The 25,879-nt window shown below is 72.5% G+C and carries 21 protein-coding genes, 4 tRNA genes and 1 riboswitch; of the genes, 10 read left to right on the forward strand and 15 right to left on the reverse strand.

Annotated elements, in window-relative coordinates:
* The 5 genes from Nocox_RS28680 to Nocox_RS28700 all read right to left on the reverse strand — a co-directional run bounded on the left by Nocox_RS28680 (nt 1) and on the right by Nocox_RS28700 (nt 6,541).
* The gene (locus Nocox_RS28680) at nt 1-2,178 is read right to left on the reverse strand and encodes a ribonucleoside-diphosphate reductase subunit alpha (protein WP_020547352.1); all 2,178 of its coding nucleotides are present in this window, start codon (nt 2,176-2,178) and stop codon (nt 1-3) included.
* A gap of 92 nt (nt 2,179-2,270) precedes the next feature.
* Nucleotides 2,271-2,465: riboswitch (cobalamin riboswitch) on the reverse strand.
* Between the two features lie 4 nt (nt 2,466-2,469).
* On the reverse strand, nt 2,470-3,447 hold the full coding sequence (locus Nocox_RS28685) for a Bug family tripartite tricarboxylate transporter substrate binding protein (protein ID WP_020547353.1): 978 nt from the start codon (nt 3,445-3,447) through the stop codon (nt 2,470-2,472).
* Between the two features lie 116 nt (nt 3,448-3,563).
* Complete coding sequence (locus Nocox_RS28690; RefSeq protein WP_020547354.1) at nt 3,564-4,352, reverse strand: SAM-dependent methyltransferase; 789 nt, start codon at nt 4,350-4,352, stop codon at nt 3,564-3,566.
* A gap of 69 nt (nt 4,353-4,421) precedes the next feature.
* Nucleotides 4,422-6,242 (reverse strand): glutamine--fructose-6-phosphate transaminase (isomerizing), encoded by a 1,821-nt coding sequence (gene glmS, locus Nocox_RS28695; RefSeq protein ID WP_020547355.1) that lies wholly within the window; start codon nt 6,240-6,242, stop codon nt 4,422-4,424.
* 23 nt (nt 6,243-6,265) lie between these two features.
* Nucleotides 6,266-6,541, reverse strand: a complete 276-nt coding sequence (locus tag Nocox_RS28700; protein ID WP_026215198.1) for a hypothetical protein — start codon at nt 6,539-6,541, stop codon at nt 6,266-6,268.
* 172 nt (nt 6,542-6,713) lie between these two features.
* Here Nocox_RS28700 and Nocox_RS28705 point away from each other — a divergent pair, with 172 nt between their 5' ends.
* From Nocox_RS28705 to Nocox_RS28730, 6 genes are all read left to right on the forward strand, one after another.
* A complete protein-coding gene (locus Nocox_RS28705) occupies nt 6,714-8,714 on the forward strand; it encodes an N-acetylmuramoyl-L-alanine amidase (protein ID WP_246649580.1) in 2,001 nt (666 codons plus the stop codon).
* 91 nt (nt 8,715-8,805) lie between these two features.
* Nucleotides 8,806-8,877 (forward strand) — tRNA-Gly (locus Nocox_RS28710).
* A gap of 15 nt (nt 8,878-8,892) precedes the next feature.
* Nucleotides 8,893-8,963: transfer RNA gene (locus Nocox_RS28715), tRNA-Cys, on the forward strand.
* Between the two features lie 48 nt (nt 8,964-9,011).
* A tRNA-Gly gene (locus Nocox_RS28720) sits at nt 9,012-9,083 on the forward strand.
* A 19-nt stretch (nt 9,084-9,102) separates the two neighbouring features.
* Nucleotides 9,103-9,174, forward strand: a tRNA-Val gene (locus tag Nocox_RS28725).
* A gap of 164 nt (nt 9,175-9,338) precedes the next feature.
* Nucleotides 9,339-10,190, forward strand: coding sequence for a mechanosensitive ion channel family protein (locus tag Nocox_RS28730; RefSeq protein ID WP_085996072.1), 852 nt, complete (start codon nt 9,339-9,341; stop codon nt 10,188-10,190).
* Nucleotides 10,191-10,511: 321 nt separating this feature from the next.
* Here the strand turns inward: Nocox_RS28730 and Nocox_RS28735 are convergent, their stop codons facing one another.
* Complete coding sequence (locus tag Nocox_RS28735; protein ID WP_211212805.1) at nt 10,512-10,823, reverse strand: DUF6401 family natural product biosynthesis protein; 312 nt, start codon at nt 10,821-10,823, stop codon at nt 10,512-10,514.
* A gap of 9 nt (nt 10,824-10,832) precedes the next feature.
* Complete coding sequence (pobA, locus tag Nocox_RS28740) at nt 10,833-12,020, reverse strand: 4-hydroxybenzoate 3-monooxygenase (protein ID WP_020546419.1); 1,188 nt, start codon at nt 12,018-12,020, stop codon at nt 10,833-10,835.
* Between the two features lie 80 nt (nt 12,021-12,100).
* Between pobA and Nocox_RS28745 the strand changes: the two genes are divergently transcribed.
* Entirely contained in the window at nt 12,101-12,874 is a 774-nt protein-coding gene (locus tag Nocox_RS28745) for an IclR family transcriptional regulator (protein WP_026215006.1), read from the forward strand.
* A 100-nt stretch (nt 12,875-12,974) separates the two neighbouring features.
* Here the strand turns inward: Nocox_RS28745 and Nocox_RS28750 are convergent, their stop codons facing one another.
* Nucleotides 12,975-14,129 (reverse strand): thiamine pyrophosphate-binding protein, encoded by a 1,155-nt coding sequence (locus Nocox_RS28750; RefSeq protein WP_246649582.1) that lies wholly within the window; start codon nt 14,127-14,129, stop codon nt 12,975-12,977.
* A gap of 192 nt (nt 14,130-14,321) precedes the next feature.
* Between Nocox_RS28750 and Nocox_RS28755 the strand changes: the two genes are divergently transcribed.
* On the forward strand, nt 14,322-15,251 hold the full coding sequence (locus Nocox_RS28755) for an SDR family oxidoreductase (protein WP_157383388.1): 930 nt from the start codon (nt 14,322-14,324) through the stop codon (nt 15,249-15,251).
* A gap of 2 nt (nt 15,252-15,253) precedes the next feature.
* On the opposite strand, the gene Nocox_RS28760 is transcribed toward Nocox_RS28755, so the two are convergent.
* The 3 genes from Nocox_RS28760 to Nocox_RS28770 are packed head-to-tail and all read right to left on the reverse strand — an operon-like array spanning nt 15,254 to nt 18,401.
* Complete coding sequence (locus Nocox_RS28760; RefSeq protein WP_020546423.1) at nt 15,254-17,074, reverse strand: FtsX-like permease family protein; 1,821 nt, start codon at nt 17,072-17,074, stop codon at nt 15,254-15,256.
* Nucleotides 17,075-17,079: 5 nt separating this feature from the next.
* On the reverse strand, nt 17,080-17,820 hold the full coding sequence (locus tag Nocox_RS28765; protein ID WP_020546424.1) for an ABC transporter ATP-binding protein: 741 nt from the start codon (nt 17,818-17,820) through the stop codon (nt 17,080-17,082).
* The gene (locus Nocox_RS28770) at nt 17,817-18,401 is read right to left on the reverse strand and encodes a PadR family transcriptional regulator (RefSeq protein WP_026215008.1); all 585 of its coding nucleotides are present in this window, start codon (nt 18,399-18,401) and stop codon (nt 17,817-17,819) included. Before Nocox_RS28770 ends, Nocox_RS28765 begins: the two co-directional genes overlap by 4 nt.
* Before the next feature lie 170 nt (nt 18,402-18,571).
* On the opposite strand from Nocox_RS28770, the gene Nocox_RS28775 reads away from it, so the two are divergent.
* Nucleotides 18,572-20,023, forward strand: a complete 1,452-nt coding sequence (locus Nocox_RS28775; RefSeq protein WP_246649583.1) for a cellulase family glycosylhydrolase — start codon at nt 18,572-18,574, stop codon at nt 20,021-20,023.
* A gap of 68 nt (nt 20,024-20,091) precedes the next feature.
* Here the strand turns inward: Nocox_RS28775 and Nocox_RS28780 are convergent, their stop codons facing one another.
* From Nocox_RS28780 to Nocox_RS28790, 3 genes are all read right to left on the reverse strand, one after another.
* Entirely contained in the window at nt 20,092-21,060 is a 969-nt protein-coding gene (locus Nocox_RS28780) for a trypsin-like serine peptidase (protein ID WP_020546427.1), read from the reverse strand.
* 203 nt (nt 21,061-21,263) lie between these two features.
* The gene (ligD, locus tag Nocox_RS28785; protein ID WP_020546428.1) at nt 21,264-22,463 is read right to left on the reverse strand and encodes a non-homologous end-joining DNA ligase; all 1,200 of its coding nucleotides are present in this window, start codon (nt 22,461-22,463) and stop codon (nt 21,264-21,266) included.
* 72 nt (nt 22,464-22,535) lie between these two features.
* Nucleotides 22,536-23,276 (reverse strand): crotonase/enoyl-CoA hydratase family protein, encoded by a 741-nt coding sequence (locus tag Nocox_RS28790; RefSeq protein WP_020546429.1) that lies wholly within the window; start codon nt 23,274-23,276, stop codon nt 22,536-22,538.
* A gap of 55 nt (nt 23,277-23,331) precedes the next feature.
* On the opposite strand from Nocox_RS28790, the gene Nocox_RS28795 reads away from it, so the two are divergent.
* Nucleotides 23,332-24,126 carry an RpnC/YadD family protein gene (locus tag Nocox_RS28795; protein ID WP_157383389.1) on the forward strand — a complete coding sequence of 265 codons (795 nt, stop codon included), beginning with the start codon at nt 23,332-23,334 and terminating at the stop codon, nt 24,124-24,126.
* A 43-nt stretch (nt 24,127-24,169) separates the two neighbouring features.
* Here Nocox_RS28795 and Nocox_RS28800 read toward each other — a convergent pair whose 3' ends face one another.
* Nucleotides 24,170-25,867, reverse strand: coding sequence for an acyl-CoA dehydrogenase family protein (locus tag Nocox_RS28800; protein WP_020546431.1), 1,698 nt, complete (start codon nt 25,865-25,867; stop codon nt 24,170-24,172).
* Between the last annotated feature and the right edge of the window lie 12 nt (nt 25,868-25,879).

Below are 25,879 nucleotides of genomic sequence, written 5' to 3' on the forward strand. Positions count from 1 at the left end.
CTACTGGCAGGCTTCGCACGTCTCGGGGTTCTCCAGGGAGCACGCGACGGCGTCCGGGGCCGCCGGGGCCACGGTGGTCTGCGCGATGCGGGTCGCGGGGCGCGAGCGCAGGTAGTAGGTGGTCTTGAGGCCCTTCCTCCAGGCGTAGGCGTACATCGAGGAGAGCTTGCCGATGGTCGGGGCCGCCATGAAGAGGTTGAGCGACTGCGACTGGTCCACGTACGGCTGGCGGGCCGCGGCGAGGTCGATGAGCGCCTTCTGCGGCAGCTCCCACGCAGTGCGGTAGAGCGTCTTCAGGTCGGCGGGCAGGCCGGGCACGTCCTGGACCGAGCCGTCGGCGCGCTTGATCGCGTCGCGCATCTCCTGCGTCCACAGCCCGCGCGCCCGCAGGTCGGCCACCAGATAGCGGTTGACCTGCAGGAACTCGCCGGACAGGGTCTCGCGCTTGAACACGTTGGACACCTGCGGCTCGATGCACTCGTAGCAGCCGGCGATGGAGGCGATGGTGGCGGTCGGCGCGATCGCGACCAGGAGGGAGTTGCGCAGCCCGGTCCGCGCGATCTTGGCGCGCACCGCGTCCCAGCGGGGCGTGGCCGGCCCGTAGTGGTCGGGGTGCAGCACTCCCCCGGCGGCGCGGGTGTCGGCGTAGGAGGGGTGCGGGCCGCGCTCGGCGGCGAGGTCGGCCGAGGTGTCGTACGCGGTGAGCGCGATCTCCTCGGCGATCCTGGTGGACAGGTCGAGCGCCCGCGGCGAGTCGAACGGCAGCCGCAGCGCGAAGAACACGTCGGCGAGCCCCATGACGCCGAGTCCGACCGGCCGCCAGCGCAGGTTGGCCGCCTCGGCCTCGGGCGTCGGGTGGAAGCCGAGGTCGATGGTCCGGTCGAGGAAGCGCACGGCGGTGCGGACGGTGCCGCGCAGCCGTTCCCAGTCCAGGTTCCCGTTCACCACATGGGCGGCCAGGTTGACCGAGCCCAGGTTGCAGACGGCGGTCTCGGCGTCGCCGGTGACCTCCAGGATCTCGGTGCACAGGTTCGACAGGTGGATGACGTTGCCGGGGCGGGCGGTCTGGTTGGAGGTGCGGTTGGCGGCGTCCTTGAAGGTCATCCAGCCGTTGCCGGTCTGGGCGAGGGTGCGCATCATCCGGCCGTACAGGGTGCGGGCGGGGAGCTGCCGGACGAAGCGGCCGGCCGCCTCGTACGCGCGGTAGGCGGCGGTGAACTCCTCCCCGTACAGGTCGGTGAGGTCGGGCGTCTCCTTCGGGTCGAACAGGGACCACACCTCGTCCGCCTCGACCCTGCGCATGAACTCGTCCGGCACCCAGTTGGCCAGGTTGAGGTTGTGGGTGCGGCGGGCGTCCTCGCCGGTGTTGTCGCGCAGCTCCAGGAACTCCTCGACGTCGGCGTGCCAGGTCTCCAGGTAGACGCAGGCGGCGCCCTTGCGCCGGCCGCCCTGGTTGACCGCCGCCACCGAGGCGTCGAGGGTGCGCAGCCACGGGACGATGCCGTTGGAGTGGCCGTTGGTGCCGCGGATCAGCGAGCCGCGCGAGCGGACCCGGGTCCAGGAGATGCCGATGCCGCCGGCGTACTTGGACAGGCGGGCGACCTGGCCGTAGCGCTCGTAGATGGCCTCCAGCTCGTCGCGCGGCGAGTCGAGCAGGAAGCACGACGACAGTTGCGGGCGGCGGGTGCCGGAGTTGAACAGCGTGGGCGAGCTGGGCAGGTACGCCAGCGCCGACATCAGCCCGTACAGCTCGGCCGCCTCCGCCACGCTGTCCGCGAGCCCGCAGGCGACGCGCAGGAAGAAGTGCTGCGGCCGCTCCAGCACCGCCCGGGTCTCGGGGTGGCGCAGCAGGTAGCGGTCGTACACGGTGCGCAGGCCGAAATACTCGAAACGGTCGTCGGCCGCCGGGTCGACGAGGGCGTCCAGCTCGGCGGCGTGCCCGGCGACGAACGCGGCCAGCCGGTCCTGGAGCAGCCCGGCCGCGTGGCAGGCGGCCACCGACTCGGAGAAGGAGCGCACCCCGTGCCCGGCGGCCTCCTCGGCGATCTCCTCGGCCAGCAGCCGGGCGGCGATCCGGGAGTTCTCCGGGTCCGTGATCACCCGGGCGGCGGCCTCCTCGATGGCCAGCCGGCGGCCGGCCGCGTCCGGACGCCTGGCGGCCTCGACGATCTGCGTCACGTGCTCTCTCCTCGCGAGCTCATTCCCGGAGAAGGGCACGCGAGAGCCGCGCGGGCAGGCCGCGTCGCCCCGCCTGCCCTCCCTCGGGGCCATGGACGGTCACGTCGCGGGCAGGTCTTCGGGCTCGCGGGCACACCTCATCGGCTCCTACTGGCCGTCGCTTCCCGGATGGCTCCAGTGCTCATGACGGCGGTCGTTCCCGCTCACCGCTGCGGGGCAGCCCCGGATTCGCACCGGGTTCCCTTTCACTCCGCCCCGGGGGGCGAACCAGCGACGACCTGGATCCTACATCTAGTGGCCGTTCCCGCAACTACCCCCACAGGTTGTGGCGCGGGCCGAGTTGATCAGCCCCAGATCGTGGAGGACGGCCCGGGTGCGCTCGACCTCGGAGGCCAGCCAGAGCACGAAGTCGTCGCCGCTGAGCGGGATCGAGATCCAGCCGGCGGCCCGGCAGGCGGCCAGCCAGCCGGTGGAGGACGTCGCCTCCTCGCACATGCGCACGGCGGCCTCACGGCTCTCGTCCGGCATGCCGCCGGGGCCGAAGGCGGCGGTCCAGTCGGTGAAGTCGACCCGCACGCCGGACTCCAGCAACGTCGGCGCGTCCACCTCGGGCACCCGCTGGGCGCAGGAGACCGCGAGCGCCCTGAGCCGCCCGCGCGAGAGGTTCTCCCGCCAGTCGGCGAGCACGCCGGTGGCCGCCGCTGCCTTGCCGGACAGCAGGGCGGTCACGACCTCCTGGGTGCCGGGGTAGCCGGTGTAGTCGACCTGACGGCTGTCGGCGCCGATGCCCTTGGCGATCAGGCCGAACAGCAGGTGGCCGGGCGCGCCCTGCGGGCCGCCGGCCACCGGCGTCTCGCCGGGGCGGGCCAGCAGGTGGGCGGCGAAGCCCTCGAAGTCCTTGAAGCGGGAGTTGCCCGGCACGACCACGACCTCGACGTCGCCGGCCAGCCGGGCGAGGGGCGTGGCCGCGTCGAGCAGGGTCTGGCCGTTGTTGAGCTCGGCGGCTGCCATCGCGGACAGGCCGCTCACGGTGACCTTGGTGCCGGTGCCGGTCTCGTACCCGGCGGCGCGGGCCGCGCCGGCGAGCGCCTGGCCGACCTCGCTCCAGCGGCGGGCGGCCGGGTTGATGGCGAACCGCGTCCGCAGCCCGGCGCGCCCGCCGGGGACCTGCCGGGCGCCGCAGCCGGTCAGCGCCGCTCCGGTCAGGGCCGATCCCGCCACCGCGCCGGACGCGGCCAGCAGGCTTGCCAGGAACCGCCGACGGCGCATGTGTCTCTCCCCGAAGCTCCCCGAATCCCCCTTACCCCAAGTTATTGACACATTACACAGAGATACACATTTACGCGCCCGACCCCACCAACCGATATTTGGCGAAATGTCGCTTTTTAGGCGGAAGCGGAGTGATCGATTTTGCGGGCCACACCCGCCATGAGCGACGACGGCAACGCCCAGTCGCCCACGAGTTTCGGCCGGTCCGGCCGCCAGTCGACGGCCTGCACCAGTCCGGGCGGATCAAGGGAGAAATCGCCGAAGAACCGCCGGATCTCGGACGGCCGCCGGTCCGCTCCCCCGCTCCCGGACGAGCCCCGGTAGCCGCGCCCGCCCTCCTCGTCCTCCAGCCGTCCCATCGTGGTGGCGTGACTGATCACCAGGAAGCTGCCGGGGGCGAGGCGCTCGCGCAGCCGGGCCACGGCCGCGTCCGGCCGGGCGGAGTCGGGCAGGAAGTGCAGGATCGACACCAGCAGGACGGCGACGGGCCGGTCCAGGTCGAGGAAGCCGCCGGCCTTGTCCAGCACGTCGTCGGCGTCCAGCAGGTCGGCCTCGACGCAGACGGCCCTGCCCACGTTCGCGGCGAGCAGGGCCTTGGCGTGGGCGGCCACGACGGGGTCGTGGTCGACGTAGACGACCCGGGCACCGGGCGCCACCTCGTGCGCGCTGCCCTGGGTGGGCAGCCCGCTGCCCAGGTCGACGAACTGGTCGATCCCGGCGGCGGCCACGTAGCGCACGGCACGCTGCAGGAAGGCCCGGTTCGCGCGGGCCAGCGGGACCGCCTCCGGGACCAGCTCGGCGAGCTGCTCGATGGCCAGGCGGTCGACCGCGAAGTTGTCCGTCCCGCCGAGCATGTAGTCGTACATGCGTGCGAGATTGGGCCGCTGCTGGTCGAACTGCCGCACGTATCGAATTTATGCCGTCCGGAGCCAGATAACACTACCCAGAGCGAAATGTGGCTTAATTGGACTCAATTACTCAACAGTAACGCTCTTGGCGAGATTGCGCGGCTTGTCGACATCCCGGTCCAGCGCGACCGCCGCGTGGTAGGCGAGGAGCTGGAGCGGGATGGTGAGCAGGATCGGGTCCAGCTCGACCTCGTTCTTCGGGATCACGATCACGTCGTCGGCCAGCTTGGCCTCCGGCTCGCGGTGGCCGACCATGAGCACCTGGCCGCCCCGGGTGCGGATCTCGCCGAGCGTGGTGAGGTTCTTGTCCAGCAGCTCGTCGTCGGGGACGATCGCGACCGTCGGCATCTCGGGACCGATCAGCGCGAGCGGGCCGTGCTTGAGCTCGCTCGCCGGGTACGCCTCGGCGTGCACGTACGAGATCTCCTTGAGCTTCTGCGCGCCCTCCCTGGCCACCGGGTAGCCGCGCACCCGGCCGACGAACATCATGCTCGGGTGGCCGGCGTACTTGCGGGCCAGCTCGGCGATCTTGTCGCCCTGGGTGAGGATGTCGGCGATCTGGCCGGGCAGCCGGCGCAGGCCCTCCACGATGCGCCGCCCGTCGGCCGGCGACAGGTCGCGCACCCGGCCGAGGTGCAGCGCGAGCAGCGCGAAGGCGACCGCCGTGGAGGTGAACGCCTTGGTCGAGGCGACCGAGACCTCGGGCCCCGCGTGCAGGTAGATGCCGCCGTCCACCTCGCGGGCGATGGCGCTGCCCACGGCGTTCACGATGCCGATGACCCGGCCGCCCTTGCGCTTGAGCTCCTGGACGGCGGCGAGCGTGTCATAGGTCTCGCCGGACTGGCTGATCGCGACGTAGAGCGTGTCGGGGTCCACGACCGGGTTGCGGTAGCGGAACTCGCTGGCCGGCTCGGCGTCGGCGGGGATGCGCGCCAGCTCCTCGATGAGCTGGGCGCCGATCTGGCCCGAGTAATACGCCGACCCGCAGCCGATGATCTTCACCCGGCGGAACGAGCGGGTCTCGCGGGCGTCCATGTTGAGCCCGCCGAGGTGGGCGACGTGGAAGCGCTCGTCGAGGCGGCCGGACATCGTCCTGGTGATCGTCTCGGGCTGCTCGGAGATCTCCTTGAGCAGGTAGTGCTCGTAGCCGCCGGTGTCGTAGTGGCCGGCGTCCCAGTCGACGGTCAGCGGCTCCTTGGCAGTCTCGCGGGCGTCGCTCGCGAAGGTGTGGAAGCCGTCGGCCTTGAGCACGGCCAGCTCGCCGTCCTCCAGGTGCACGACCTGGCGGGTGTAGCGGATCAGGGCGGCGACGTCGGAGGCGGCGAACATCTCCTTCTCGCCGATGCCGAGCACGATCGGGCTGCCGTTGCGGGCCACGACCACCTCGCCGGGGCGCTCGGCGTCGATGACGGCGATGCCGTACGTGCCGACGATGCTCTTCAGCGTCTTCCTGACCGCCTCCTCCAGGGTGTCGTTCTCGTCCACGGCATGGGCGATCAGGTGGGCCAGCACCTCGGTGTCGGTCTCCGAGGCGAACGCGACGCCGTCGGCGATCAGCTTGGCGCGCAGCTCGGCGGCGTTCTCGATGATGCCGTTGTGCACGACCGCGATGCGCTGGTCGGCCGAGAGGTGCGGGTGGGCGTTCTCGTCGCTCGGGACGCCGTGCGTGGCCCAGCGGGTGTGCCCGATGCCGAGCCCGCCCTTGAACCTGGCGGGCACGACCTTGGCCAGGTCGGCCACCCGGCCCTTGACCTTGCGGAGCTTCAGCCCCTTGTTGGACACCACGAGCCCGGCGGAGTCATAGCCTCGGTACTCGAGCCGCTGCAACCCCTCCAGGAGGATGGGCGCCGCGTCCTTGGGGCCGACATAGGCCACGATTCCGCACATCGAGGTCTCCTTTGTGTTTCTGGTTATCCGTAGACGATCCTGCGGAGCTGCCGCAGCGACAGCTCGGGCGCGGCCACCCGGCGACCGCGTAACTCGGCGGCGATCCTGGGGAAGATCTCGTCGTTGGTGAGGCCGCGCGCCTTCAGCTCGCCGTGACGGCGCCGGACGTACTCCTCGGCCGTCTCCGAGAAGTAGGCCAGCACGTCGGCGACGACGCGCGCCGCCTCCCCCGGGCCGAGCGCGCTCGTCCGGATGAGGTGGGCGATGAGGTCCTCGTAGGGATGCCGTGCCGTGGACACAGAGGAGGACACTACGCATCTGGAACGAGACACGCCAACATCCTGCCCGAAATCGGGCAGGGTTTAACACTTCCTCACATTTCCCTGGCACATCAGCCGTCAGTCCCAGCAGTAACAGCCGCCCCGTCTGACTCACCACTTTCCGGGGAAGGTTACGCTCGGTAGTCGATTCGTGACGTTCTTCGGGGGACATGTCATGCACTTCTGGCTGGCCTGGCCGCTCTCGCTGCTCGCCGCCCTTGTGCCGGTGACGGCGCACGACCGGGAGGTCCCGGCCGGGCGGCAGGCCGACTTCGCCGCGGCCGCCCGCGAGTTCGGGGTGCCGCAGAGCGTGCTGCTGGGGGTGGCCTACCTGGGCTCGCGGTGGGACACGCACGCCGGGCGGCCCAGCACGGCCGGCGGCTACGGACCGATGCACCTCGTGGACGCCGTCCCCGCCGGCGCGCCCACCCCCGGCGACGCGCTCGGGGACGCCCGGGGCGACGACGCCCGTCCGATGCCGCCCCGCCCTGTGCACATGCTGTCCCCGCTGAGCGCCGCCGCGAAGCCGCCGAGCACGACGCTGCCCGAGGCCGGGCGGCTCATCGGCGTCGCGCCCGCCCGGCTGCGCGACGACCCGGCCGCCAACATCCGCGCCGGAGCCGCCCTGCTCGCCTCCTACCACGCCACCCAGAGCGCCGGCCGGAGCGCGAGCTCCGACCCCGCCGACTGGTACGACGCCGTCGCCCGCTTCTCCGGCGCCGACGACCCGGCCGCCGCGCGGCAGTTCGCCGACGAGGTGTTCGCGGTGATCAGGGCGGGCATGCGGCGGCGCACCGACGACGGCTACCTGGTGAGCCTCGACCCGGTGCCCGGCCTGCGCGTGCCGCGGGCTCACCGGGAGCCCTACCCCGAGGAGGACGAGGACGTCGTGTTCCCCGACTCCGACGACACCGCCGCGCTGTACGACCCGGCCGAGGTGACCGCGGCCTCGGGCCGCTCCTCCTCGGCGGAGTGCCCGGCGAGCCTGGCCTGCGAGTGGATGCCGGCCGCGCACGAGCGCTTCGGCAAGAAGGGGAACAAGGACTACGGCAACCACGACCGCCTGTTCAAGACCCGGCACGTCGACTACATCGTCATCCACGACACCGAAGGCGGCTACCAGGGCATCCCGACCATGATCCGCGACCCCAAGTACGTGAGCTGGCACTACACGATCCGCTCCCGCGACGGGCACGTGGCCCAGCACGTCAAGACCAACGACCTCGCCTGGCACGCCGGCAACTGGGACGTCAACACCCGCTCGATCGGCATCGAGCACGAGGGCTACCTCGCCAAGGGCGGGGCGTGGTACACCGAGGCGATGTACCGGTCCTCGGCCAGGCTGGTGCGCTACCTCGCCGCCAAGCACGGCGTGCCGCTCGACCGGGCGCACATCCTCGGCCACGACAACGTCCCCGGCACCACGCCCAAGACCGTCGCCGGCATGCACGAGGACCCGGGGCCCTACTGGGACTGGGCCCACTACTTCGAGCTGATGGGCCGGCCGCTGCGGGGCGCGCGGAAGGGCGACTCGGTGATGATCCGGCCGTCGTACGACGACAACCGCCCGCGCTTCACCGGCTGCGTCACCACGAAGGCGGGCAAGGAGTGCCCGCCGCACGGCGCGTCCACCGTCTGGCTGCACACCGCGCCGCGCGAGAACGCCCCCCTGGTCAGCGACATCGGCAAGCACGGCGACAAGGCCAGCACGTACAGCGTGTACGACCACGCCGCCCGCGCCTCGACCGGCCAGCGCTACGCGGTCGCGGAGCGGCGGGACGACTGGACGGCGATCTGGTACCTCGGGCAGAAGGCGTGGTTCCGCAACCCGGCCGGGCGGCCGGTCGCCGTGCCCGCCAAGGGGCCGCTGGCCACGCCGCTGCGCGCGGGCACCCGGGTGTACGGGCGGGCCTATCCGGAGCGGTCGGCGTACACGAAGGCGGCGGCGCAGCCGCTGACGCCGCTGCAGTACCGGATCGGGCCGGGGCAGACGTACACGGTGGGCGACACGATCACCGGCTCCCACTACTCCGCCGGGGCCCTCAGCCCGTCCCGGCACGTCACGACGACCGGCACCACCCGCTACCACCAGATCCAGCTCGGGCACCGGATCGCGTTCGTCATGGCGAAGGACGTGCGGCTGATCTCGTGAATTTTCGCCGCACGGGCCGCTGAGTGCGCGCGGCACTCCGCGGAGACGATATGGTTTTCCCGTGGCCCGGAACATGTAGCCCGGGGTTCACGCGGAAGTGGCTCAGTGGTAGAGCATCACCTTGCCAAGGTGAGGGTCGCGGGTTCGAATCCCGTCTTCCGCTCGGAGTGTGACTCCTGGTGGAGTGGCCGAGAGGCGAGGCAGCGGCCTGCAAAGCCGTCTACACGGGTTCAAATCCCGTCTCCACCTCGCTGAACGGTGGACCCGCAGGATCCGCTAAAGTAAAGGCAGCACCACGCGGAAGTGGCTCAGTGGTAGAGCATCACCTTGCCAAGGTGAGGGTCGCGGGTTCGAATCCCGTCTTCCGCTCTGAGTTTCAACTCAACATGGACGATTAGCTCAGCGGGAGAGCGCTTCCCTGACACGGAAGAGGTCACTGGTTCAATCCCAGTATCGTCCACCCCCTGAGAAAGGCCCCGCCCACCGCGGGGCCTTTCTGCTTTCCGCGCCCAACCTCTCGGCGTTTTGTCCCGCCATGAGAAGTTTTGGTGTCCCTTTGCGCATGCGCCGTTGCTCTCCGGGTAGCGCCGTGTCATTGGCTCCTCGGAGGAGGAAAGCGTGGATATCAACATAGGCCAGGGCCTCACGGACGCCTGGCGATCGATCGCGACGTTCGTGCCGAGGCTGGTCGCGTTCCTGGTGATCCTCATCATCGGTTACCTGATCGCCAAGGCTTTGGAGAAGGTGGTCGACAAGATCCTGGAGCGGGTCGGCTTCGACCGCGCGGTGGAACGCAGCGGCGTGCGCCGCTGGCTCGAACGCAGCAAGTACGACGCCAGCAGCCTGCTCGGCAGGATCGTCTTCTACGCCATCGCGCTGATCACCCTGCAGATAGCCTTCAGCGTCTTCGGGCCGAACCCGATCTCGACGCTGCTCACCGGCGTGGTCGCGTGGCTGCCCTTGGCACTGGTCGCCATCGTGATCATCGTGGTGGCCGGCGCGATCGCCAGGGCCGTGCAGGACATCCTCAACGGGGCTCTCGGCGGGCTGTCCTACGGCCGCTGGATCGCCGCCGCGGCCGCCGTGTTCATCTGGGCGCTGGGCATCATCGCCGCGCTCAACCAGATCGGCGTGGCCACCACGGTCACCACTCCGGTGCTGGTCACCGTGCTCGCGACGATCGGCGCCATCCTCGCCATCGGCATCGGCGGCGGCCTGATCCGGCCGATGCAGCAGCGCTGGGAGCGCTGGCTGAGCCGCATGGAGGCCGAGGCGCCGCAGGCCAGGGCGCACGCCGAGGCGTACCAGCGCGGGCGGCAGGACGCCGCCTCCATGAGCGGAGAGGAGACCGCACCCATCCGCACCGGGCCGGGCGCGACGGCCACCGGCAGGCCGGGCACGACGCAGGGGGGCAGGTCCACGCCTCCTGGCGGCATGCCTCCTGGGTCGCACCGCTCCGACATGCCTCCGGGCTGACCCCTCCGAGAACGGCCCGCCTCCCCGGCAGCGCCCACCCGCCGGGAGGGGACGGGCCCACCCCGCCGGCCGGCCGCCACACGCGGCCGGCCGGCGGCGCGTGCGGACGGCGGCGCGTGCGGACGGCGGCGCGTGCGGACGGCGGCGCGTGCGGACGGCGGCGCGTGCGGACGGCGGCGCGTGCGGACGGCGGCGCGTGCGGACGGCGGCGCGTGCGGACGGCGGCGCGTGCGGACGGCGGCGCGTGCGGACGGCGGCGCGTGCGGACGGCGGCGCGTGCGGACGGCGGCGCGTGCGGGACGGACCGGCCGCCGCGCGGGATCAGGCGGGGAGTTCGTCGCCGAGGAAGCCGTGCTCGCGGGCGAGCCAGCACACCGCCGTCAGCCGGAGCGACGGCGCGTCCTGCTCGCCGGTGAACATCCAGCCGCGGTGGCGGAGCTCGTCGAGGAAGCCGAGCAGGTAGTCGCCCAGCGTCTCACGGTCGAGGGGGATCGCCTCCCGCAGCTCGGCCGCGTGCTGGTCGACGGCGGCGACCAGCCCGGGCTCTGCGCCCATGCGGGCGAGCTGGGAGGTGCCCAGCGTGTTCATCAGCCAGCGCAGGGGCGAAGACGCCCAACCATCCTCAAAGACCACCAAATCACCTTAAAGCACGTTTAGACCTGCGTCATCGGGGAACGGCAGGCCGACGTAGTTCTCCGCGAGCGTCGTCGCGGCGGCCTCGGACGAGGTGACGTAGTCCAGATAGGAGAGCTGGAGCCGCCGCCCGTAGGCGTCCTCGTCCTCGAACGTGTGCAGCAGCGTCGTCATCCACCACGAGAAGTGCTGCGCCCGCCACACCCGCTTCAGGCACGTCTCCGAGTAGCCGTCGAGCAGGGCGGTCGAGCCGCCGTCGAAGTACGCGGCCAGCGCCTCGGTCAGCACCCGCACGTCGGCCACCGCCAGGTTGAGCCCCTTGGCCCCGGTCGGCGGCACGATGTGGGCGGCGTCCCCGGCCAGGTAGAGGCGGCCGTACTGCATGGGCTCGGTCACGAACGAGCGCATCGGCGTGACGCCCTTCTCGGTGATCCGGCCGGTGGCCAGCGTGAAGCCCGGCACGCTCTCCAGCCGGACCCGCAGCTCGTCCCAGATCCGCTCGTCCGGCCAGTCCTCCACCCGCGTGTCGGCGGGGACCTGGAGGTAGAAGCGGCTGACGGCGGGCGAGCGCATGCTGTGCAGCGCGAAGCCGCGATCGGTCCTCGCGTAGATCAGCTCCTCGGACGAGGGCGCGACGTCGGCCAGGACGCCCAGCCAGGCGAACGGATACTCCCGCTCGAAGACGGTCAGGACGCCCTCGGGGACCGACGGCCTGGACACGCCGTGGAAGCCGTCGCAGCCCGCGATGACGTCGCAGTCGAGCCGCTCGCCGTCGCCGAAGGTGACGTACGGCTCGGACTCCAGGGAGTGCAGCGCCACGTTCTCGACCTCGAAGCGCACGTCGCCGCCGGCCGCCAGCCGGGCCGCGATGAGGTCCTTGACGACCTCCTGCTGGCCGTAGACGGTGATCGCGCGGCCGGGCACCAGCTTCTCGAAGGCGATGCGGTGGCCGGCGCCGCCGTAGCGCAGCTCGATGCCGTGGTGCGGCAGGCCCTCGCGCAGCATCCGCTCCCCGACGCCGGCCTCGGCGAGCGTGTCCACGGTGCCCTGCTCCAGGACGCCGGCCCGTACCCGCCGCTCGACGTAGTCGCGGCTGCGCCGCTCCAGCACCACGGAGGAGATGCCCCGCAGGTGGAGCAGATGAGACAGCAGCAGGCCCGCCGGGCCCGCGCCGATGATCCCGACCTGAGTTCGCATGACCGAAGCATCATGCCTCGTCCCCTTCCGCGGGGAGGGCCGGCTTCCGCTCAGTGGAATACTAGGGCAGGATTTACCTCATGGCAGGAGGATCCCGGGAGCCGGGCCGCACCGTGACGTCCAAGGTGCTGGCCCTGCTCGGCGCGTTCGACGCCGCACACCCCCAGCTCACGCTGACGGAGCTGGCCCGGCGCAGCGGCGTCCCGCTGAGCACCGCGCACCGGCTGGTCGCCGAGCTGGAGGAGTGGCAGGCGCTGGCCCGCGGCCCCGACGGGCGGCTGCGGGTCGGGCTGCGGCTGTGGGAGCTCGGGCAGCTCGCCCCCGGCCGGCTGGTGGCGCTCGCGCACCCGTGGCTGCAGGAGCTGTTCGGCACCACCGGCGAGAACGTGCACCTCGCCGTCCGCGACGGCATGGAGGTGCTGTACGTGGACAAGGTGTACGGCCGCCGCGCCGTGCCCATCGTCTCCAGGACCGGCGGCCGGCTGCCCATGCACCCGACCGGCGTCGGCCGGGCGCTGCTGGCCCACGAGCCCGACTGGTTCGTCACGTCGTACCTGGCCCGGACGCTCGAACGGCCCACCCCGCACACCATCACCGAGCCGGGCCGGCTGGCCAGGGAGCTCGCCGCGGTGCGCGCCCAGGGGTACGCGCTCACCTACGAGGAGATGACGCTCGGCTCCTGCTCGGCCGCCGCGCCCGTCCTGGTCGACGGGCGGGCCATGGCCGCTCTCGGCATCGTGCTCTCCTCGCGCCGCGCCCGCGAGCTGCCCCGCCTGGTCGAGCCGCTGCTGCGCGCGGCCGGGGGGATCGGCCGCGCGTTCGCTAGTCCCCCATCCGCTGGATCCGGTCCTTGAACAGCGTCCCGGCGATGGCCGCGCGGTGCGGCTGCCCTTGAGGAACGCCTGCGCGAAGTTCCTGGCCTGGTCGTAGGTGACCTTGCCGGGCATCGGCGGCTCAGGCGAGGGCGTACGGCAGCCCGTTGGCCATGGAGGCGAGCGTGCCCGACAGGTAGAACTCGCGCTCGCCGCGGATGTGCCAGTGACGGGCCGCCCAGGTGGCGACGGTGCCGCTGTCACAGGTCAGGATGGCGTCGTCGGCCGCGAGGTCGTCCAGGACGGAGACGGCGTACTGCGGGGCGACCGGGTCCCGGCCCGGGTTCTCCAGGGACTTCATGTCGGCACGCCACTTGGCCATCATCTTCTGATATTTCGCCAGATGAGGGCTGTCGCCCCGGCGAGTCAGCAACGGCAGCAGCGCGGCCAGCCCCTCCCTGGCGTCGCACACCACGGGCACGTCGGTCGCGATCCGCGCCCCCGCCCGGACCGGGTCGGCCTCGAACTGCACCACGCGCGCCCTGCCCGGCTCCGGCAGGAACTTCGAGTACGGGAAGTTCGTGCCCACCATGAGCAGGACGTCGGCCTCCTCCATCAGCTCCTCGCTCGGCCGGGTGCCGAGCAGCCCGATCCCGCCCGTCGTGTACGGCGAGTCGTCAGGGACGACCGCCTTGCCGGGCAGCGTCTTGACCACGGGCGCGCCCAGCGCCTCGGCCACGGCCAGCACCTCACGCCGGGCGTGCAGCGCGCCCTGACCGACGAGCACGGCCGGCCGCTCGGCCCTGTTCAGCACGTCGGCGGCCCACTCCACGTCCTCCTGGCGGGGGATGCCGGGCGGCTGGAGGTAGACGGGCGCGGTGTTCGGCGTGCGGGCGGGGGCCACGTGCGCGTACGGCTCCGCGTCCGCCTCGGCCACCTGAAGGTCGTTGGGCAGGGTGAGATGGGCGACGCCGCGGCGCGCGTACGCGGTCCTCACAGCCTGGTCCACCAGCGACGGGAGCTGGGCCGGGTTGGTGATCATCATGTTGTACTCGGCCACGTCGGCGTACAGCCGGTCCAGGTGGACCTCCTGCTGGTAGCCGGTGCCGAGCACGGACGTCTCCTGCATGCCGGTGATCGCCAGCACCGGCACGTGGTCGAGCTTGGCGTCGTAGAGCCCGTTGAGCAGGTGGATGCCGCCCGGCCCCGACGTGGCCAGGCAGACGCCGATCCGGCCGGTCGCCTTGGCGTAGCCGGTGGCCATGAAGGCCGCCGCCTCCTCATGGTGCACGAGCACGAAGCGCACCCCCGGTCACGATGGCGGCGTAACCCTCCATGATCCCGTTGATGCCGTCGCCCGGAAGGCCGAAGACGGTGTCCACGCCCCATTCCGCCAGCCGCTCGATCAGGTCCTCCGCCGCGATTCGCGCCCCTACCCCGTACGCGCGCGGACATGTCAGACCGGCGGGATCGGGGGTAGAGGGGCCGCATGCGGATTCTGGTCACGGGAGCGACGGGCATGCTGGGCAGGGCCCTGGTGCCCGCACTGGTGAAAGCGGGTCACCAGGTGCGGGCGCTGAGCCGTACCAGGAGGGAGAGCCGCGGCAACGTCGAATGGGTCTGGGGCGACCTGTTCTCCGGGCACGGCGTCCCGGAGGCGCTGGCCGGCATGGACGCGGTGGCGCACCTGGCCACCAGCGGGCGCCGGGGACGCGGCGCCGCCGACATCCCGGGCACCCGCCGGCTCGTCCTCGCCGCCCGCGAGGCCGGGGTCGGGCACCTGCTGCTCACCTCGATGGTCGGCGCCGACCGCGCTCCTGTCGGGTATCTCACGTACAAGCTGGAGGCCGAACGGCTGGTCGCGGCCGGCGGGATCGGCTGGACCGTGCTCCGCAGCACCCCGTTCCAGCAGTGGCTGCACCGGCGGCTGCGCGACTACGCCTCGCTCCCGGTGCTGCTCGTGGACCCGACCGTGCTCATGCAGCCGGTGCACACGGGCGAGGTCGCGGCGCGGGTGGCCGAGCTCGTCGGCGGCGAGCCGCTCGGGACGGCGGTCGAGTTCGGCGGGCCGGAGGTGCTCGACCACGCCCGGCTGGCCCGCACCTGGTGCCGCCTGCACGGCCTGCGCCGCCTCTGCCTGCCGATGCGCTTCCCCGGCCGGCTGTACGCGGCCCAGCGCGCCGGCGAGCTGACCACCGACGCGACGCCCCGCGGCACGATCACCTGGGACGCCTACCTGACGCCGCCCGCCACGGCCCGCGCCGCGCGCCACGGCGGCGCCGACGCCTTCCCCGACTCCGACGACTTCGCCTCCGAGCACACCGCCTCCCCCACCAGCCCGGCCACCCAGCCGGAGCTGGACCCGGACGTGCGCGTCTACGGCGGCGACGACGGCTACGAGCGCCCCACCCGCGGCTGAGTTCAGCCGGTCTCGGCGCTGAGCGCCCGCGCCACGGGCCGGCGGGCCGCGAGGCGGGCGGGCAGGGCGGTGAGCGCCGCCGTCGCGAGGAGCGTCACGAGCGCGGCGCCGAACAGCCAGGAGGCGGGAGGCTCGACCGCGTTCCTCGCCGCGAAGAGCGAGAGCAGGCCGGCGCCCAGAGGCACGCCGAGAACGGCGCCGGGCAGGCTGGGCAGGAGCTGGGCGGCGGACAGCCCGGCGGCGAGCTGCGCCGGGGTGGCGCCGAGTGCCCGCGCGATCGCCAGGTTCGCGCGCGCCTCCATGGCGGTGGTCCAGGTGAAGGTGAGGGTGTTCACGATCGCGAAGGCGACGAGCAGGACGGTGACCGCGAGCATCAGCCCGCGGTCGTGCTCGCCGCGCAGGTTGGGCAGGGCGGAGGAGCCGTCCAGGCCGTACCCTCTCTCGGTCTGGACGCGGAGGGTCAGCAGGGCGACCAGCGCGATCACCGTGGTCGCGGTGGAGCACGCCTGCAGCACGGCGCGGCCCGGCCGGCGGGCGGTCAGCCGCAGCCCGAGCAGCAGCGGCGTGGGCAGCAGCGCGGACAGCGGGGTCAGCAGGGGCCGGTGGCGGGGCCGGCGCACGTCCGCGGCCAGCGCCGTGACGGTCGCCGTGCGCAGGGCGCGCAGCGTCGGCCGCAGCGCGGACAGCACCGCCACCGCCACCGCGAGAACGGTCGCCGCGGCCACGACGCCGCCGCTCAGCCCGGCCGCGTCGCCGATCCTGCTGGCGGTGGGGCTCGCGACGGCGGGCATGGCCAGGCGGGCGGCCACCAGCCCCAGGACGTCGCCGGCCAGCGCCACCGCCAGGTACTCGGTGAGCAGGACGGCGGCGATCAGGCCGGGAGTGGCGCCGACGGCCTTGAGCAGCCCCGCCCGGCGGGTCCGCTCGGCGGCGCGGCCCGCGGCCAGCGCCGCCACCCCGGTGACGGCCAGGAAGCTGAGCAGCCAGCTGCCGACGACCAGGATCGGCTGGCTGTTCCTGAGGATGGTCAGGTCCTGCTGGGCCAAGAACTGCCAGGAGTGGAAGGTAAGCCTGAGGCTGGGCCGGCCGTGGGCGTGGCGGAAGGTCTCGGCGCCGGCGGGGTCGCGCAGCCGGAGGTCGATGGCCGTGGTCACGGGGAGATCGTGGGACGCCGCCAGCGTCCTGGCGTCCGCCCGGGTCATCCAGGCCAGGCCGCTGTAGTCGCTGGGGCCGCCGCCGGGCCCGATCTGCGCCGCCCAGGGGTAGATGGGGGTGGCCGCGCTGACCGCGATCCCGACGACCGGGTACGACCGGCCCTCGATGGCGACCCGGTCGCCGACGCCGACGCCGAGCGCGGTGGCGAAGCCGCGTTCGAGGACCGTGCCGCCGGGGCGCACCCAGTGGCCCGAGGTCACCAGCGGCCGGTTGAGTGCGCCGGGCCGCTCGGCGAAGCCCTGCACGACCACGGGGGACGACGTGCCGCCGCGCACGGTGAGGGTGGCGTACACGACGCGGTAGGGGCCGTGGTGGGCGACCACCTCGGGGGCGTCCGCCAGCTCGGCCAGCGCCGAGGTCACCTCGCGGCCCGTGTCGCCGGAGAGCGCCACCACGTCAGGCCCGGCGGTGGCCGCGCGGGTCTGGGCGTACAGCCCGTCGCTCACGCCGTTCAGGGACCGGCCGAGGGCCATCGTGGCCGTGGCCACCGTCACCGCGAGCAGGAGCAGCACGGCCTGCGCCCGGTGCCGGCGCACGTCGGCCGCCACCAGCCGCACGACGAGCACGCCAGCCCCCACGACACTGCCGCACTTGCCGTCGGCGCTCATGGCGTTCAGTCCTCCAGCCCGATCAGGCCGCCGAGCCCGCGCGGGCTGGAGCCGGCCAGCCGGGTGTCGTCGACGAACATCCCGTCCCGCATCGAGATCAGCCGGTCCGCGGTGGCCGCCACCCGCTCGTCATGCGTGACGATCACGAACGTCTGCCCGGCGGCCCGCAGCTCCGCGAAGATCCGCAGCACGTCGCGGGTAGCCGCGGTGTCGAGGTTGCCGGTCGGCTCGTCGGCCAGGACGACCAGCGGATCGTTGACCAGCGCGCGGGCGATCGCGACCCGCTGGCGCTGCCCGCCCGACAGCTCCGACGGCAGGTGCCGGGCACGTTCGGCGAGCCCGACCCGCTCCAGCAGCGCGCCCGCGCGCCGCCTGGCCTGGCGGCGCGAGCGGCCGGCAAGCAGCGCGGGCAGCTCCACGTTCTCGGCCGCCGACAACTCCTCCACCAGGTGGAACGCCTGGAAGACGAACCCCACCGCCCGGCGCCGCAGCCGCGCCAGAGCGCGCTCGCTCAGCGTGTCGATCCGCCGCCCGCCCACCCACACCTCTCCGCCGGTGGGCCGTTCCAGGCCGCCCAGCAGGTGCAGCAGGGTCGACTTCCCGCAGCCGCTCGGCCCCATCACCGCCAGCGTCTGCCCCTGGGGCACCTCCAGGTCGACCTCGTCCACGGCGCGGACCCGGCTCTGCCCCTGACCGTGCGTCTTCACCAGGCCGTGGACCCGGACCGCGGCGCCTGACACGTTCATCCACCACCCTCGGCTTCGTCATCGACCCCGTCGCCGGCCCCGTGGTCAGCCCTGTCGCCGGCCCTGTCGCCGGCCTCGGACCAGGCCCGCTCGCAGACCTCCAGCCAGCGCAGGTCCGCCCGCAACCGCAGCACGACCCCCTCCAGCAGCAGGCCGGCGCCCGACCCCGGCGGCTCGGCGAGCGCCGCCTGCTGCGCCTCGCGCAGGCGGCGCAGCAGCTCGCGGCGCTGCGCCGCCACCAGCTCCACCGGGTCGGCCAGCCGGGCCGCCGCGGCGGCGGCGCACTTGAGATGGAACTCCGCCAGGTCCGGTTTCGGCCAGCCCACCTCGGACAGCCAGGCGGTCACCCGTTGCTGCCCGGCCGGCGTCAGCGCGTAGACCTTCCGCTCCGGCCGTTCGGGCAGGCCGTCCGCGCGCTCGCAGACGACGAGCCCGGCCCGCTCCAGCCGGGCCAGCGTCACGTAGATCTGGCCGCGGTTCATCGCCTCGCCCAGCGGGCCGAGGGTGCGCCGCAGCCGGGCGTGCAACTGGTAGCCGTGCGACGGCTCCTTGGCGAGCATCGCCAGCACCGCGTCCTGCATGGGACCCCCTAACGGTTGGCCTATAGATAGCGGTTACCCATGAGAGGTGTCAAACGCCGACTTTTCCGGCACTTTGGGCCTTGCGTCAGGGACGACGTCAACTTAGGCTGCGCCGCACGTTAGGAAACTTTCCTAACCTGACCGTCCCCCCGGGAGAATCGGAGTCGTACGTGAGGCGAAGTGCAGTGGCGAGGATCATGGCCGTCGTGGCCGCGATGGCGTTACCGCTGGTGGCGCCGTCCGGCGCGGGCGCGGACACGGCGCGGCGGGCGGCGGCCGACCCGCTGGTGTCCCAGGGCAAGGCCGTGACGGCCTCCTCGATCGAGGCCGCCGGCCTGGAGCCGGGCAAGGCGGTCGACGGCAACCCGTCCACCCGCTGGGCCAGCGCGGAAGGGGTGGATCCGCAGTGGATCCGGGTGGACCTCGGCTCCGCGCACAACGTCTCCCGGGTCCGGCTGACCTGGGAGGTCGCCCACGCCACCGCGTACCGGGTGCAGACCTCGCCCGACGGCTCCACCTGGAGCGACGTCTACTCCACCACCAGCGGTGACGGCGCGGTCGACGACCTCACGGTCAGCGGCGCCGGCCGGTACGTACGGGTGTACGGCACCCAGCGCGGCACCCCGTACGGCTACTCCCTCTGGGAGCTGGAGGTCTACGGGACCCCGGCGGGCGGCGTGGGCGGCGGCACCCCCGTCCAGGCCAACGGGCAGCTGCGCGTCTGCGGCATCAAGCTCTGCAACGAGAACGGCAAGCAGATCCAGCTTCGCGGCATGAGCAGCCACGGCATCCAGTGGTACAGCCAGTGCCTCAACACCGCGTCGCTCGACGCGCTCGCCGGCGACTGGAAGGCCGACGTCCTGCGCATCTCGATGTACATCCAGGAGGACGGCTACGAGACCAACCCCCGGCTGTTCACCGACCGCGTCCACTCGCTGATCGAGATGGCCACCGCCCGCGGCATGTACGCGATCGTCGACTGGCACATGCTCGACCCCGGCGACCCGATGTACAACCTCGGCCGGGCCAAGACGTTCTTCACCGAGATCGCCCAGCGGCACAACGCCAAGAAGAACGTCCTGTACGAGATCGCCAACGAGCCGAACGGCGACGCCGTCACGTGGTCCGTCATCCGCGACTACGCCCACCAGCTCATCCCGGTGATCCGGCAGCACGACCCCGACGCCCCGATCCTGGTCGGCACCCGCGCCTGGTCGTCGCTCGGCGTCTCCGCCGGCGCCGACGAGACCGAGATCGTGAACAACCCGGTCAACGCCGCCAACATCATGTACACGTTCCACTTCTACGCGGCCTCGCACGGCGCCGACTACCTGAACACGCTGTCCCGGGCGGCCGACCGGCTGCCGATCTTCGTGACCGAGTTCGGCACCCAGAGCGCGTCCGGCGACGGGGCGAACAACTTCACCAGGTCGCAGCAGTATCTCGACCTGCTCGCCCAGAAGAAGATCAGCTGGGTGAACTGGAACTTCTCCGACGACTTCCGCTCGGGCGCCGTCTTCACCACGGGGACCTGCCCGAACGGCCCGTTCGCCGGGACGGGCCGGCTGAAGGAGGCCGGCGTCTGGATCCGCGACCGGATCCGCACCGCCGACGACTTCTGACCCCTCGCGAGCGCGGCACGGGCGTCCCGCGGCCGTACCGGAGGTACGCGGGACGCCCTCGGCCCCGTCTAGGTCAGGCGGCCGGTCCAGCTCACGGACGCGGCCTTGTAGACGTCGGCCAGCGGGGTGTCGAAGTACGGGGAGACCCCGGTGTCGTAGCGGCCGTCACCATCGGTGTCGGAGACCCCGACCGTGACGCCGTTGAGACAGCCGAGACCGAGCTCGTCCTCGTAGCGCTGCAGCCAGGCCGAACCGAGCGATCCCTCCCCCGTGAACGGGGACTCGACGCCGACCAGCTGGTCCGCGGACGGGCTGGACAGGCTCGTCGCGGACACCCGCCCGGCGGAACGTTCGAGGCTCTGGCCCGTGTAGGGCGTGGTCCCGTCGGGGTGGGGGCCGGCGGGGAAGCCGAAGACGTCGACCTCGGGCGCGGCCGTCTCGTCGATGAGCTGGTTGTAGGCCAACCCCTGCCCGCCGACGATGTCCACCAGCCGGCCGTTGGTGGTGAGCGTGCCGTCGGCGGACGGGACGACGCCGCTGTAGACGTTGACGAAGGCGACGTCACGGTCGGGGTCGTCGTACGCCGTGAAGTCGAGGTGGGTGAACACCCGGCTTCCGGCGTAGATGCCGTGCGGGTGCGTGCCGTCGGTGGCGGGGCCGGGGATGAAGACCCAGTGATCGGTGGTGGTGGGCGCCGCGCCCGCCATGTCGTACACACAGTGGGCCGCCGTGGCGACGAGGTTGCGGTACTGGCTCTGCACGGCGACGGCCGAGCACCAGTGCGGCTGCTGGTCGCCGCCGACGAAGAACACCTTGCCCGCCGTACGGGGCGGCTCACCCTCGGCCAGCGGGGAGGCCGGGCCGATCTTGATCGGTTTGCCGGGCGGCACGACGGTGCCGGAGGTGCGTTCGCCGCGGACGTCGTACGGCGGGGTGAAGGGAGTGGCGTTCCTCAGGTTCGCGCCCCCGTCAGCCAGCCAGTAGGCCACGGCCTGCCGCGCCTCCGTCACGTCCCGGACGAGCGGGGCCGAGACCACGTCGGCCGCCTCGGTGACGGCCCGCGCGGAGCAACAGGAAGATCGTAAACAGCGGAGACCGCAGAGATAAAGGCTTTTCCGAACTGGGTTTCGACTGCTTGGCAGGGCAGCCCTCCGAACCTTGCAGCGCCTGCACCACCGCCGCAGCCCGCGCTCAGTCACCACCAGCCAGCGCAGCGGCCACCAGCCCGCCGCTGCCGGGCTCAATCGCCCCCGGGCGCGCGGCGCCAGGGGTCGTAGTCGACCTCCAGGGGCTCCTGCTCCGGCCGCTCACCCTCGGGCACGTGGTGCAGGTTGACCCGGACGCGGTACCACACGCTGCTGCGCCCCCGCATGCCGTCCACCAGCACGTCGGCGGGCTCCAGCCGGGCCGCCGCCTCCGGGTGCCTGGCCTTCCAGCGTTCGAGACCGGCGAGGGCCTCGTCCTTGTGCTCGGCCCGCGCGATCTCGATCACCGGCTTCGTCTGCTGCCTGCGCCCCTCCCCCTTGGGCGGCTTGGGCGCGGGGCCCAGCTCCTCGGCCAGCTCCAGCAGCCCGTCGAGGGAGCCGGGATGCAGGTCGAGGTCCTCCCAGGGGTCGCCGCGCTCGGCCAGCCGCCGCGGCACGGTCTCGATCGTGAACAGCTCCGGCCGGCAGCCCGGCACCTCGTCCCAGGTCAGAGGCGTGGACACGCGGGCGTCCGCCACGGCACGCACCGAGTAGGCGGAGGCCACCGTGCGGTCGTAGGCGTTCTGGTTGAAGTCGACGAACACGCCGTGCCGCTCCTCCTTCCACCAGCGGCTGGTGGCCAGGTCGGGGGCGCGCCGCTCGACCTCGCGGGCCACCGTCTCGGCCGCCTTGCGTACCTTCGCGAACGGCCAGCGCCGCTCGATCCTCGCGTACACGTGAAAGCCGCGCGATCCGGACGTCTTGGGCCAGGCCACGAGCCCGTGGTCGGCCAGCACCTCGCGCGCCACCTCGGCGGTCCTGAGCACGTCGGACCACGGCACGCCGGGCACGGGGTCGAGGTCGATGCGCAGCTCGTCGGGGCGGGACAGGTCGTCGGCGCGTACGGGATGGGGGTTGAGGTCGACGCAACCGAGGTTGACCACCCACAGCACCTGCGCCAGATCGGTGCAGACCACCTCCTCCGCGCTCAGCCCCGAGCGGTACTTCAGCTCGGCCACGTCGATCCAGCCGGGCCGCTTGGCCGGAGCCCGTTTCTGGAAGAACGCCTCCTCCTCGATGCCGTGCACGAACCGCTTCAGCACCATCGGCCGCCCGTGCACACCCCGCAGCGCCGCCTCGCCGACGGCCTGGTAGTAGCGGATCAGGTCGAGCTTGGTGCGCCCGGTGCGCGGGAAGACCACCTTGTCGGGGCTGGTGATGCGCACTTCCCGGCCGGCGACCTCGATCTCAGGCATGACCTCACGATACGTGCCACCCCCGACAATCAGCCGCCGCCCGCAGGCCGTGTCAGGTCACGAGATGCGGCGTCAGAAGCGGCCGTGACGGCCCGCGCCCGCGGCGAAGCGCGCCGCCCCGTCCCCGGCGTCCGGCAGCGACACCAGCCCGTGCCGCAGCTCGTTCCGCATGGCCTCCGCCTCACCGAGCCCCTCCTGCTCCAGCGCCGACATGCGGTCGCCCCGCAGGCACGCCTGCGGGAAGCGGGCGATCTCGCGAGCCAGCTCCTCCGCACGCGCCCGGGCCTCACCGTTCGGGACGATCCGGTTGGCCAGCCCCATCTCGTACGCCTCCCGCGCGCCCACCGGCCGCCCGGTGAGGATCAGGTCCATGGCGCGGGACATGCCGACGAGCCTCGGCAGGCGTACCGTGCCGCCGTCGATGAGCGGCACGCCCCACCTGCGGCAGAACACCCCGAACACCGCGTCCTCCTCGGCCACCCGCAGATCGCACCACAGGGCCAGCTCCAGCCCGCCCGCCACGGCGTGACCGGCGACGGCGGCGATGACGGGCTTGCCCAGGCGCATCCTGGTCGGCCCCATGGGCCCGTCGCCGTCCTCACCGACGTGGTTGTCCAGCGCCTTGAGGTCCGCGCCCGCGCAGAACGTGCCGCCCTCGCCCCACAACACCGCCACGGCGGCGTCGGACTCCTCGAAGCCGCGGAAGGCGTCCGCGAGCGCGTCGGCGGTCTTGCGATCGACGGCGTTGCGCGCCTCCGGCCGGCTGATCACCACAGTGGTGACCGGCCCCTGGCGCTCCACACGTACGGTCATCAGCCCCTCCTCGGTGAGCTCTGCCGAGCGTACGCCTCTTCCCGACACTCCCTTGATGCGCCGGGAGGAACGCACCTTCAGCACCCGGCCCTCCGACGACTTCGACGCCGATGTGGTCCTCACCCTGGGGCCCCACATCTCTCCTCTGCACGCCGTCATCATCGAGGTCCAGCAGGACAAGTCCAAGGACCCGAAACAACTCTCCCGGTACGCCGCCGCGCTCTGGCTGCTGATGAGATGCGACGTGACGGTCCTGATCGTCTGCCCCGACCGCGCCGCGGCCGAGTACTACGCGCAACCGATCGACACCGGGCTGACCGGCTACCGACTCCGGGCCCAGGTCCTGGGGCCCGACGACATCCCGGTCATCACCGACGCCTCGCAGGCCGCCGCCAACATGGCGCTGGCGGTCATGTCGGTGATGGTGCACGGCAAGCAGCGGAAGGTGGTGGAGGCGTTCACGGCCGCGCTGAACGACACGGCCACTGATTACGCTACGAAGTACACTGAATACGCGTACAGCATGTCCTCGTTCGAGATCCGATGCCTGCTGGAGGAACTCATGGCGTCCACGTCCTGGCCGGTGTACAGCCCCTTCGCCCGCGAGCACTACGGCCGCGGCCTCGAAGAAGGCAAGGCAGAAGGCAAGGCGGAGGGCCAGGCCGAGGGCAAGGCTCGGGAGGCGGCGAAGCTGGTGCTGCTGTTCCTGTCCGCGCGAGGGCTCGACGTGAGCGACGACGTCCGCGCCCGTGTCACCGGCTGCACCGACGTCGAGACGCTCGAAGCCTGGGCCGCGCGCGCCGCCACCGTCCGGACGGCGCACGACCTGTTCGACGAGCCCGGCCAGTAGCGGCCTTCGCCTGAAGGAAGAGGCGTACGGTCCCGGAGGCCTTTCAGCCGGTGAAGGCTCCTGTGACGAGTGGGTCGAAGGGGTCGTCGGCGGGGGCGTCGAGGCCGCGCAGGGGGCCGCGGTCGGCCAGGTGGGCGTCGGCGTAGAGGCGGGCGACCAGCGACTTGCGGCCGTCGTCCAGGCCCCACCCGGCCTGTTCCTCCAGCAGGGCGGCGGCGTAGACGTCGGCCATGAACTGTGCCAGCGGGTACAACCGGGCCTCGGCCACGGCGGGCTCCAGGGCGGCCCAGGCGGTGATCGCCTTGGTGAGGTCGTCGATGCGGGTGTGCACCAGGTCGGAGGTGGCGGCGGTCCGCAGCCGGTCGAGGAAGGGCAGGTGGGCCTGTTCCTTGGCCATGGCGCGGCGTACGTCCAGGCAGAGGATGTGGTCGCCGCCCTCCCAGATCGGGTTGACCTGGGCGTCGCGCAGGAGGCGGGCGACCGGCCACTGCTCGATGTAGCCGTTGCCGCCGTGCACCTCGACGGCGTCGCTCGCGGCGGTGAGGCCGAGCCGGGAGGCGCGCAGCTTGATCAGGGCGGGGGCGAGCCGGAGGCGGGGCCCGAGGTGGCCGTCGAAGACGAGCGCCTGCGCGGCTTCCACCTCGACGACGAGCTCGGCCAGCTTGCGGCGCATCAGCGGCTGCTCGGCGAGCGGCCGGCCGAACGCCTCGCGGGCGCGGGCGTAGCAGATCGACTCGACCAGTGCCCGCCGGGCCACGCCGAGGCCCATCATGGCGACGCCGAGCCGGGAGCCGTTGGTGAGCTTCATCATGGTGCCGAGCCCGGAGGCCGAGGCGCCCGACGTGGCCGCAGCAGTTGCCCTGTCGTCGCCGTCCGGACGGTCCATGAGCAGGAACGCCTCCGCGTCCGCGAACTCGACCTCGCCCGACGCCACGGAGCGGGTGCCGAGTTTGTCCTTGAGCCGCCGGATGCGTACGCCGTTACGGCTGCCGTCACGCCGTTCCCACAGCACGAGGAACGGCGCCACCGCGCCTTCGGGCAGCCGGGCGAGCACCACGAACGCCGAGCCGTTGGCGTTGGAGGCGAACCACTTGAAGCCGGTCAGCAGCCAGGCGTCGCCGGCGGGCACGGCCGTGGCCTCCAGGGCGGCGAGGTCGGAGCCGCCGGTCCGCTCGGTGAACATCTGAGCGGCTTCGCCGGAGTAGTAGCCGTTGGCGAAGATCTCCCGTACCCGGTCGCGGACGTCCTGAGGGGCGTGCTTCTCGGCGAGCTGCACCACCATGTCGCCGCCCGTGCCGAGCGCGCAGCCCATCCCGATGTCGGCCTGATCGAGCAGGTACGTCCAGGCGGCGGAGAGCGCGGACGGGTTCGCCCCGTTGGCGCGGGCCTGCTGGGCGAAGGCGGGCGAGGTGAAGTTGTCGGCCATGAGCGCCTGCCGGGCGGCGTGGAACGACGGCGGCATGACGACCTCGCTGACGTCCCTGCCCCACTTGTCGTACTTCTCCAGCCGCGGCGGGTTGCGGTCGGTCTCCTCGGCCCAGGCGGCGATCGGGCCGCCCATGAGCGCGCCGAGCCGGTCGAGGTGCGGCTCGGCCCAGGCGTAGCCGTCGCCCAGGTGGCGCCGCATGAGCAGGTGCAGCGTGGGATCGCAGGCCCACCAGTTGCGCCCGGCCGCGCCCTGGTAGCGCTCGGTGGCGTAACGGTCGCTGCGGTCGAAGGGTTCGATGAGATAGCGCCCCATGCCGCGAGTGTT

It is taken from the genome of Nonomuraea coxensis DSM 45129 (assembly GCF_019397265.1).
Lineage (GTDB): Bacteria > Actinomycetota > Actinomycetes > Streptosporangiales > Streptosporangiaceae > Nonomuraea > Nonomuraea coxensis.